This window comes from Allobosea sp. CCNWLY174 (assembly GCF_037120455.1).
Taxonomy (GTDB): domain Bacteria; phylum Pseudomonadota; class Alphaproteobacteria; order Rhizobiales; family Beijerinckiaceae; genus Allobosea; species Allobosea lupini.
The window spans coordinates 1-9,987 of record NZ_JBBBBQ010000021.1 but is presented as its reverse complement, the minus strand read 5'-3'; the positions used below and the strand labels follow the sequence as shown (position 1 = coordinate 9,987).

The following is a 9,987-nucleotide window of genomic DNA, read 5'->3' as shown; positions in this document are numbered from 1 at the left end:
ACGCTTCACCCGCCACAAGGGGCTCCAAAACTGCCGGAAACGAACTCAGCGCTGGATAAAAACTGGGGGCAACGTCACGCCGCAATAGATCCCGTCAGCGATTGTCACCCGTATGGGCCGAAACCGCCCCGGCGGGTTCGGTGGAGGCGGCACGACGGAATAGAGCGCGGTCCGCTGTAGGCGGAGACGGCCAAACGCCCTCAACCTTCCTCGGCAAGGACAGCGTCATCGTGTTTTGCGAGAAAGCCCTGCATGGCTTCCGAAACCGGGCTTTCGACGACAAAGCGCCCGAACTTCTCCCGGAACATCGGCCACCTGCTGGACAATAATCCGCTGCGGCGGAATTTCGGAGCGACCCAGACCCACTGAAGACCCCACCATGTCCGGCCCTCGTGCATTCTCAACCGAAAGGCGCAGGCGCCTGCGACGACATCGCCCGGACCCGCGAAAAGAAACCCGTGCACGTTCGGGTCCTTGTCTCCCTTCGGACTCAGCCATTGAACAAAATCGTACCGAAATTCGCGCCGGAAGGCCAAAGCGCGCTGGTATATCTCCATGTGCTTCCACCGCGCGGATGAATGGGAGACGAGCTTGGCGGCGTCCTTGTCTTCCGCCAGGGCGGCAACGAATTGCAGGACAGGCGCCGGCTCCAGATAGCCGAGGCGCTGCTTGTGCGCGCTCCGGTGAGCCGCGCTGGAATCCGGATCGCCGCGATACCATTCCACCCCGCACACCGCGCAGATGGTTTTGACCGGCTCGGGTCTACGGCGATATTTCGGCGCCCTGACCGTCAGATGGATTGGTTGGTCGTTGCCATCAAACGATGCTTCCATCTTGTAGCCGGTCGCCAGCGTTCGCTTCTGGATGCTTTCCGTGTCGGGCCAGGGCCAGTTCAGCGACAGCGTCAGCGGCACCGTTCTCTGGCGCTCCTTCTTGTAGCGCAGCACCGAAAGCTCGGCGTGCGTGACATCTTCCTGAGTGCGCAGCAGGGACTCCAGAAGCTCGGCATATGGCATCGGGTCCACCGCGTAACCCGCACGTTCAAGCTGGATCAGCAACTCTGCAAGGTCCGCGGCGCGAACCGACTCGGAGCCGATGAAGGTCGCCTGCTTGGCGCGGGGCCGCGGATAGACGGCGACCAAGGGGATATCGAATATCGAGCACCAGGCACGGACATCGACATCGTGACGCATGTCGTCCAGGCGAATGTCCGTAGCGTAAAAGATATCCTCGATATCGGCGAACGACGCCCGGCCACGCTCCACGATCGCGGCGGCAAGACGCTGTGCTGAGGCAATGTTCGGAAGGCGCACCGGCTTCCCGAGGGATGCGACGATCGCTTTCAACTGTTCGGCATTCGGGTTCTCAGCCATCGCTCACCTGCTCGACTACAGTGTTGTCGGCGCGAAGTACGCCCGCCTCGATCAAAGCGAGGCGGTAAACGGCGATGAACTGGCTCGCGATCCCCCATTGCTTGCTCGGCGGCTTCCCGCCCATCGCAACAGCGAGCGCCCACAGGAGATCGTGATAGGTTTCGGCGAATTGCGCGCGCAGGTCGCCGTAATCGTCCCCTAAGGAGACGGAGCCGCCGTCCGTGGCATAGAACATGTGATTGCGGAATTCGGCGCGAGCCAGAATGTACTGCTTGAGCGTGAGGCCGAGCTGCTGCGCAATAGCGTCCGTCATATCCTTCAGGATGACCGGAACGGTATCCTGGCCGCTCTGTTCGCCATGGGAAATATCGATGGTGAAGGGGTCGGTTCGTATGAGCTCTTCGCTGTTTTCCTTACAGAGCGCGAGCCTGATCTGCTTTCCGTCGACAACCGGCTTCACCGAGAAACTCAGGACGCCTTCCAATCCGTCGAGCGTAATGCCGTCGGTCAGCATGCCGCCGACAGCGAAACGGAACTGGCGAAGAACGGGGTAGAAGGCGAGCTTCACGATGTGATTTTTGAACTTCCCGACGAAATCCTTGTGCTCGGGGAAAATCTTGTCGTTCAACTTGAGCCATTCAAAGATGGCGACGACAAGTTCTTCCTCTCCGGCAATGAGCCGGATGACCCCCATTTCCTCATCGATGCCCGTAAGCTTCTCGGCACCGGCGAAGTGTTCGATCGCTTTGCAGACGCGCGTCGAGACCTTGCGCGGCGCGTTCTCCAGAATGAAGCCGATGATGTCTTCGCCGACGAGCCCGCAAAGGGCGCGATATCGACGTCTTTCATTTGGTTATAGACGATAGCGCTCACTATAGAATCCCCCGAAGGGAAGCGTATCATCCGGGGCCGGCTGGTTTCACGAAAATTCTTCTGGCCTCTCTACGGGGCCGGAATGCCCGCTTGAGCGGGGCTCGAACTCAAATTTCCAAGATTCTAGAAATACGGTTGAATCATTCCCGGAACGCTGCCACGCTGCTCCCATGACAATCGAAGATGTGGCAGCCCGCCTCGAAGCGCTGGGCAACCCGAGCCGGCTCAAAATCTACCGCGCCCTCGTGCGGGCGGGCGATTCCGGCCTGAGCGTCGGCAAACTCCAGGCCAAGCTGGAGATCGCGGCCTCGACGCTGTCCCATCATCTCAAATCGCTGGTCATCGTTGGACTGATCACCCAGGAGCGGCAATCAACAACACTTATCTGCCGTGCGAACTACGACGTGATGCGAGGGCTTGTCGGCTTCCTCGTCGAGGAATGCTGCGCGGACGACGCCTGTGCGGGCAATACAAACGCGCCCGAGGCCGCCTAAAAATTTCACCAGTAATTCGAACCTTCTAGAAAGACAGTCACATGGAGAACCAAACGATCAAGTCAGTAGCAATCATCGGCGCCGGTCCCGTCGGACTCGCTGCCGCCGCGCATGTCCTCGAACGGGGCATGAAGCCGGTCGTGCTCGAAGCGGGCGCCGAGATCGGGCACGCCGTGCGCCAGTGGGCGCATGTGCAGCTCTTCTCTCCGTGGGAGTACAATGTCGACAAGGCCGCTACCCGGCTGCTCGCCGAGGCGGGATGGAACGCACCCGATCCCGCGCAGTACCCGACCGGGGGCGAGCTTGTTGAAAGCTATCTCGCACCGCTCGCGCAGCGCACGCCGCTCAAGGATCACATCCGCACGTCGAGCGCAGTGACCGGCATCAGCCGCGTCGGCTTCGACAAGGTCAAAACCAGAGGCCGCGAGAACGCACCTTTCGAGATCCGCTATCAAAACGGACAGGGTGCGAAGTCCGTGTTCGCGGACGCTGTGATCGACACGTCCGGTACATGGTCCTCGCCAAACCCCGCCGGTGCCAACGGTCTCTTCGCCATCGGCGAGAAGGAAGCCTCCGCGCGTATCGCCTATGGCATGCCCGATGTCGCGGGACGCGCGCGCGGCCGGTACGAAGGGCGCACGATCGCGGTACTGGGCGCCGGTCATTCTGCCATCGGGACGCTGCTTGAACTCGCGCGGATGGCGGAGACAGCGCCGGGCACGAATATCGTCTGGCTGCTACGCGGGAACGATCCTGCAAAATCATTCGGCGGAGGTTCGAACGATGCGCTCGCCGCACGCGGTGAACTCGGCAGCGCGTTCGCACGCGTCGTCGAAAGCGGGCTCGTGCAAGTGGAGACGGAATTCCGGGTATCGCATGTGACGGCGGGCAAAGAGGGACTGCGCATCGCGGCCGGCTCTGCCTGCTGCGGCCGTCATATCGTTGCGGACGAACTGATCGTCGCGACGGGCTTCCGACCCGACTACAGCTTTCTCTCCGAGATGCGGCTTTCGCTCGATCCGGCGCTTGAATGCCCGCCGGTGCTGGCGCCGCTGATCGATCCGAACGAGCATAGCTGCGGAACGGTGCGCCCGCACGGCGCACGCGAACTCGCGCAGCCCGAGCCCGGTCTCTACTTCGCCGGCATGAAGTCATACGGGCGCGCGCCGACATTCCTGATGATGACCGGCTACGAACAGGTGCGCTCGATCGCGGCCGCGATTGCCGGCGATCACGAGGCCGCCGCACGCGTCGAGCTCGTCCTTCCGGAAACAGGCGTATGCAGCATCAGCCGCTCGGCCGATGCGGGCAGCGACTGCTGCGGCGGGCCTGCAAAGACCGACGCATCGGCCTGCTGCGCGGATGATGAAACCGCGAAGCGCGCGGGAGATGAAGGCTGCGGTTGTTCGGGTCCGAAGGCTCAATCGCAGTCCGCGCCGGTTCTTTGATGTCGAACCTGTCGCTGACGATGCCAGCGCCGAGAGGCAGGCACGAGCTGCTTCTTATCGTGGCGCTCGGCGTGACGCAGGTCGCGGGCTACGGCTGTCTATATTACGCATTCGCTGTGCTCGCGCCCGCGATCACGGCGAGCCTCGGATGGTCGCCCGAATGGACCTATGGCGGCTTTGCGATCGGCCTTCTCGTCGGCGGGCTCGTTGCGCCGATCGCAGGCCGGCTGATCGATCATCACGGCACACGCCTCGTGATGACGATCGGTTCAGTACTCGCGGGACTTTCGCTGCTGGCGCTTGCCGAAGCACGCGGCCCGGTCAGCTATATCGGCGCGATGATCGCGCTCGAAATCGTTTCGACGGCGGTTCTTTATGACGCCGCTTTCACCGCACTCACGCAGGCGCGCGGAACGGGGGCAAGGCGCGCGATCAGCCAACTCACCCTGATCGGCGGCTTTGCATCGACGCTGTTCTGGCCGCTAACGACGGCATTGATGGGCAGCTTCGACTGGCGCGAGATTTATCGCATCTATGCTCTGGTGCAGTTCGCTCTCTGCGTGCCGCTTCACTGGCTGTTGCTGCCCGCAACCGTTCGCGCGGTGCCAAAGGCCGGGAAGCCGGCCGATGTGCCGGCGCAGGCACCGGAGCTTTATCTGCAAGGCCCCGCGCGCCGCAGCGCCTTCATCCTGCTGGCGTTGGCATTCTCGCTACAGGGCTTCGTCGTTTCGGCAATGTCGATACATATGCTGTCGCTTCTTCAAGGGCTAGGACTGAGCGCGGTGATCGCTGTCGGCATCGGCTCGATGGTCGGTCCGTCGCAGGTTGCCGGACGCCTCGTCGAAATGCTGTTCGGAACCTCTCTCGATCCGGTCACCACGGCCTGGACGTCGGCGGCGCTAATGCCGTTCGGCTTCGTCCTGCTGATGCTCGGCAGCACGACGGCAACGCTCGCCGGTCTTTTTGCCGTCGCTTACGGCATCAGCATGGGACTGAGCTCGATCGTGCGCGGCACGGTGCCGCTCCGGCTCTTCGGCCCGGCGGGCTACGGCGCGATGCTCGGCAAGCTTTCGGCGCCGGGGCTGGTCGTGAAGGCCGCCGCGCCCCTGGTCTTTGCAATCCTGATCGAGCGTGCCGGCTTGATGCCCGGCACGCTTTTGCTCGTCATTCTGTCCGGACTGGCAGCGTTCGCGCTTTTCCTGCTGTCCCGGCGCGTGCGCTGAGCGCTCCATGCGGGCGCGAATATTCTTGACTCACTTCCATATATCCGGCTATCTGGATATATGGATCCAGATCAAGCAGTCGCCGCCCTGTCGGCTCTTGCGCAATCGACCCGCCTCGATGTCTTCCGGCTTCTCGTGAAGCACGAGCCCGAAGGCCTGCCTGCGGGCGAGATCGCGGAAGCGATGGGCGTGGTGCAGAACACGATGTCGGCGCACCTCGCCATTCTCGCGCGCGCCGGCCTCGTCACATCGAAGCGCAGCAGCCGCTCGATGATCTACCGCGCCGACCTGAACGCACTGCGTGCCGTCACGCTCTTCCTCCTGAAGGATTGCTGCGGCGGCCACGCCGATATCTGCGCGCCGCTGATCGCCGACCTCACGCCCTGCTGTCCGCCGGAAACCCGCAGCCATGTCTGAGCGCATCTACAACGTTCTGTTTCTCTGCACGGGCAACACCGCGCGCTCGATCCTGGCGGAATCGATTTTGCGCAAGGATGGCGGCGGAAGGTTCCGTGCGTTCTCTGCCGGAAGCCAGCCCAAGGGCGTCGTCAACCCGCTCAGCCTGAAAGTGCTGGCGAGCCTCGACTACCCGGTCGACGGCCTGCGCTCGAAAGCCTGGGACGAGTTTGCGCAAAGCTCCGCGCCCGCGATGGATTTCGTGTTCACGGTTTGCGACAGCGCGGCCGGCGAAGCCTGTCCCGTATGGCCCGGCCATCCGATGACGGCGCATTGGGGCATCGAAGATCCCGCCGCGGCCGAAGGCACCGACATCCAGAAAGAGGCGGCCTTTGTGACCGCCTTCAAGTATCTCAAAAACCGCATCTCCCTTTTCAGCTCGCTGCCGATCTCCTCGCTCGATGCGATGGCGCTAGAGCGGAAGCTGAGGGAGATCGGCAGCAGCGACGGGGCCACGACGCCCCGTGCAGAAGTGAAGTAGCCTATGAGTAGTTTCGAGAAATATCTTTCGCTGTGGGTCGCGGCCTGTATCGCCGTCGGCGTCGCGCTCGGCCATGTGATGCCGGGCGTGTTCGGCGCTATCGCCGCCTTCGAGTTCGCGAAAGTGAACCTGATCGTCGCCGTGCTGATCTGGCTGATGATTATCCCGATGCTGCTCAAGATCGATTTCGGCGCGCTCGGGAAGGTCCGCGAGCACTGGCGCGGCGTCGGCGTCACACTCTTCATCAACTGGGCGGTGAAGCCGTTCTCGATGGCGCTGCTCGGCGCGTTCTTCATCCGCCATCTGTTCGCGCCGATGCTGCCCTCCGATCAGATTTCTTCCTATATCGCGGGCCTTATCCTGCTCGCGGCCGCGCCCTGCACGGCGATGGTCTTCGTCTGGTCGAACCTGTGCGAGGGCGAGCCGCATTTCACATTGAGCCAGGTCGCACTGAACGACGTGCTCATGGTCTTCCTGTTCGCGCCGCTCGTCGGCCTGCTGCTCGGTGTCGCCTCGATCACCGTGCCGTGGGACACGTTGCTGCTCTCGGTCGCGCTCTACATCGTGGTGCCGGTCATTGTCGCGCAATTGCTGCGCAAGACGCTGCTCGCGTCGGGGAAGCTGGAGAGCGCGCTCGCGAGGCTTCAACCCGTATCGCTGGTCTCGCTACTGGCGACGCTCGTGCTGCTCTTCGGTTTCCAGGGCGAGCAGATCATCGCGCAGCCGATCGTCATCGCCTTGCTGGCCGTGCCGATCCTGATCCAGGTCTATCTGAATGCGGGGCTCGCCTACTGGCTGAGCAGGCGCTTCGGTGTAGCCTGGTGCGTGGCAGCGCCCGCCGCACTGATCGGCGCCAGCAATTTCTTCGAGCTTGCCGTTGCCGCCGCGATCAGCCTCTTCGGACTGAATTCGGGCGCGGCGCTGGCAACGGTCGTCGGCGTGCTCGTCGAGGTTCCGGTGATGCTGTCGGTGGTGAAGATCGTGAAGGCCTCGCGCGGCTGGTATGAAGCCGGCGCGCAAGGCGTCACCAAGAGCGAGGTGGCCCCGCAATGAGCCTTACGATCTATCACAACCCCGACTGTGGGACCTCGCGCAACACGCTCGCGATGATCAGGCAGAGCGGCGAAGAGCCAGTGATCGTCGAATATCTGAAATCGCCGCCGACGCGTGGGCGTCTGGTAGAGCTGATCGCGGCGATGGATATTCCGGTGCGGTCATTGCTGCGCGAGAAAGGCACGCCCTTCGCGGAACTCGGTCTCGCCGATGCCAAATGGAGCGAGGACGAGCTGATCGATTTCATGATGGCGCACCCGGTGCTGATCAACCGCCCGATCGTGGTGACAGAAAAGGGTGTGCGCCTTTGTCGTCCTTCGGAAGCGGTGCTCGCGATCCTGCCGAATCCGGAGATCGGCGCGTTTACGAAGGAAGACGGGGAAGTCGTGCCGGGCCTGCACCCGTAAGCCCGAAGCCGTCTTCCCCTGGCGATGGGTCCAGGGAGAGCGCGGTCTCCATGGTCATGGTGGTGTCGGGGGAGCAGGGACGCTCCGCTGACCCGTGATGCGCCGGCGGATCGGTGCAATGGCCCGGTGAAGGCTCAATGCCGAAATCTGGGCCAATGGCCGGGGGGATGCAACGGGGACGCGCAGCGGGTCCCCTTGCCAAGTGGGTGCGTATTACAGACGCACACATCTTGCGGAACGTAGGCGCAAGCCTCTGTGGCCAGGGGCATCAGCTAAAGAATGCGACGGCACCTTCGGGCCGAATGATCCTCACCAGATGTCGCGCGCGTGTTATGACGACCCTTAGCACACGCCGGCTGCTTTCATAAGCCGGGGCCTCGTTTGCCTTCATGAGCGATCCACCGCGATAGCCTTCGACGATGAATACGCCGTCGAACTCTTTGCCTTTGGATTTATGGATTGTCATGAGCACACACCCTCGGGGCGTTTGCTCGGCGCCGATGAGACGCTGCTGATCAAGAACGGCGGATATGGCAGGCATCGCGCCGATATAGGACGCGCTCTGCGACCAAATGGACCCAAGCGCCATCGCCAGCGGGTCGCGCGCATGAAACAAGCGGACCATCCGGGCCTGGGAAGCGATCTCCAGCAGATCGTCATGCCCGGAGCAAAGCTCGCGGGCCGTCCGCCAATCTGAGACCGGCTCGCCGGAAAGAACGGGCTTGAAATCGACGACCAGTTTTGGCCCCGCCGCCCGTATGGCTTTACCGGCCTTCAATGCATCGGCAGCCGAGGCCAGGCGCTTTGCCCTGTCATTCGCTGTCCCCGCGCCGTCCCGGCCGCTCTGCTCGCACCATTCCTTTTTGAGCAGCCAGAAGTTCCGCATCTGAAGCAAGCTCGCAACAACACGGTCCCCGGAATAGGCTGAAGCCTGCTCGATCAGTGCGGCAACGGCCAATGCTGCTGCAGCAGACAATTCGGCATCCCATGCGATGTCGTGCGCAATGGGCATGAGCTTGTTTCGCCCGAAATTATGGGTGTTCGAGAGCACCTCCGAGATCGTCGCGACGAGGTCGTTACTCGCCGCGAGAATGCGACGCTTGGGTCTTGAATGCCCTTTTTACGCAGGTCTGCAAGCATCTGTCCGACGTGGAAATGCACCGTCGAATTGAACATGTTGAGGAACGGCCTGTAGCTAGCCTCGGTCACGCATTGGCATCTGGCGGGTTTGACGCCCTTCACCACGGCGTTTGCGAAGCGAAGGACGTCAGAGGACGGGCTGCGGAAATTGTCTGCCTCAAGGTCCGTCTCTGTGAGCTTGACCGCCTTGCGCAATATATCCAGCCGATCAGCCCGCACGCCGGGGCGTAATCGTAAATTCGCTGCTCGGAATCGGCGAGGAAGATGTTCGTCGCCGCAGAGGAGAGCGCCTTCACCAATCGCCATTGATCGTCGTCCGTGTCCTGAAATTCATCCAGAATCAGAAGCGGGTGAAGATCGGCGATCCCTGAACGGATATGCGCGCTTTCTTCCACCAGCCGCGCCGCGGCATGGGCAAAAATCTCGAATGAGGCGCGGCTTTCATCCGTCAGCAGTCGCTGCCGCTCCGCAGACCAGTCACCGTCAAACTGCGTACGCATCACGCCTTCCTGTCCCGGCGTGATCATCTGCAACATACTGCCGCCCAGCGCCCTGCCATGCCCTTTCAGCAGTTCCCAGCAAAACGAATGATAGGTCCGCACGTCGATTTGCTGCATTTCCTCGCGCGACAGGACGCTCCGGCACCGCAGCAAAATCTGCTGCACTGCTGCGCGCGAGAAGCTGAGGAAGAGCGCCGTCTGCCCCGGCTGGAATGAAGGCATGCAGCTTTTCGCCTTGAGTATCGCAAGCGTCGTCTTGCCTGCGCCCGGACCTCCCATGACGAGTACGTTGCCGGGATCGGCGATCACTGCCTTCCGCTTGCCCTCGAGTTGGAACTTCATGCGCCGGCGGCTTGCTTCGCAGCCGGTCCGTCCGGCTTTTGCTCGGGCTCGTCCAGCGGCGGAAGCCTCAAGAGCCCGTTGACACGAACGAGAAACGCGGTGACGGTTTTGGGAAGCTCGGCCAGCTGACGTTGCCCCCAGTTTTTATCCAGCGCTGAGTTCGTTTCCGGCAGTTTTGGAGCCCCTTGTGGCGGGTG

The 9,987-nt window shown here is 62.4% G+C and carries 12 protein-coding genes; 7 read left to right on the top strand and 5 right to left on the bottom strand.

Annotated elements, in window-relative coordinates:
- Positions 1 to 200 precede the first annotated feature (200 nt).
- Complete coding sequence (locus V7S63_RS28590; protein ID WP_336532821.1) at positions 201 to 1,373, bottom strand: hypothetical protein; 1,173 nt, start codon at positions 1,371 to 1,373, stop codon at positions 201 to 203.
- Entirely contained in the window at positions 1,366 to 2,067 is a 702-nt protein-coding gene (locus tag V7S63_RS28585) for a hypothetical protein (protein WP_336532820.1), read from the bottom strand. Before V7S63_RS28585 ends, V7S63_RS28590 begins: the two co-directional genes overlap by 8 nt.
- A gap of 349 nt (positions 2,068 to 2,416) precedes the next feature.
- Here V7S63_RS28585 and V7S63_RS28580 point away from each other — a divergent pair, with 349 nt between their 5' ends.
- Genes V7S63_RS28580 through arsC form a run of 7 tightly spaced genes read left to right on the top strand, consistent with a single transcriptional unit; the run spans position 2,417 to position 7,808 of the window.
- The gene (locus V7S63_RS28580; RefSeq protein ID WP_336532819.1) at positions 2,417 to 2,740 is read left to right on the top strand and encodes an ArsR/SmtB family transcription factor; all 324 of its coding nucleotides are present in this window, start codon (positions 2,417 to 2,419) and stop codon (positions 2,738 to 2,740) included.
- A 41-nt stretch (positions 2,741 to 2,781) separates the two neighbouring features.
- On the top strand, positions 2,782 to 4,188 hold the full coding sequence (locus V7S63_RS28575) for an NAD(P)-binding domain-containing protein (protein WP_336532818.1): 1,407 nt from the start codon (positions 2,782 to 2,784) through the stop codon (positions 4,186 to 4,188).
- On the top strand, positions 4,188 to 5,411 hold the full coding sequence (locus V7S63_RS28570) for an MFS transporter (RefSeq protein ID WP_336532817.1): 1,224 nt from the start codon (positions 4,188 to 4,190) through the stop codon (positions 5,409 to 5,411). Before V7S63_RS28575 ends, V7S63_RS28570 begins: the two co-directional genes overlap by 1 nt.
- Before the next feature lie 60 nt (positions 5,412 to 5,471).
- The gene (locus V7S63_RS28565; RefSeq protein ID WP_336532816.1) at positions 5,472 to 5,828 is read left to right on the top strand and encodes an ArsR/SmtB family transcription factor; all 357 of its coding nucleotides are present in this window, start codon (positions 5,472 to 5,474) and stop codon (positions 5,826 to 5,828) included.
- On the top strand, positions 5,821 to 6,348 hold the full coding sequence (locus V7S63_RS28560) for an arsenate reductase ArsC (protein WP_336532815.1): 528 nt from the start codon (positions 5,821 to 5,823) through the stop codon (positions 6,346 to 6,348). The genes V7S63_RS28565 and V7S63_RS28560 overlap by 8 nt, the downstream gene beginning before the upstream one ends.
- Positions 6,349 to 6,351: 3 nt before the next feature.
- Positions 6,352 to 7,401, top strand: coding sequence for an ACR3 family arsenite efflux transporter (gene arsB, locus V7S63_RS28555; protein WP_336532814.1), 1,050 nt, complete (start codon positions 6,352 to 6,354; stop codon positions 7,399 to 7,401).
- Complete coding sequence (gene arsC / locus V7S63_RS28550; protein ID WP_336532813.1) at positions 7,398 to 7,808, top strand: arsenate reductase (glutaredoxin); 411 nt, start codon at positions 7,398 to 7,400, stop codon at positions 7,806 to 7,808. The genes arsB and arsC overlap by 4 nt, the downstream gene beginning before the upstream one ends.
- A gap of 268 nt (positions 7,809 to 8,076) precedes the next feature.
- Here arsC and V7S63_RS28545 read toward each other — a convergent pair whose 3' ends face one another.
- The 3 genes from V7S63_RS28545 to V7S63_RS28535 all read right to left on the bottom strand — a co-directional run.
- Positions 8,077 to 8,859 (bottom strand): ATP-binding domain-containing protein, encoded by a 783-nt coding sequence (locus V7S63_RS28545; protein WP_336532812.1) that lies wholly within the window; start codon positions 8,857 to 8,859, stop codon positions 8,077 to 8,079.
- Between the two features lie 187 nt (positions 8,860 to 9,046).
- Complete coding sequence (locus V7S63_RS28540; protein ID WP_336532811.1) at positions 9,047 to 9,790, bottom strand: UvrD-helicase domain-containing protein; 744 nt, start codon at positions 9,788 to 9,790, stop codon at positions 9,047 to 9,049.
- On the bottom strand, positions 9,787 to 9,987 hold a 201-nt coding region (locus V7S63_RS28535), incomplete at its 5' end, for a hypothetical protein (RefSeq protein WP_336532810.1). The genes V7S63_RS28535 and V7S63_RS28540, both read right to left, overlap by 4 nt.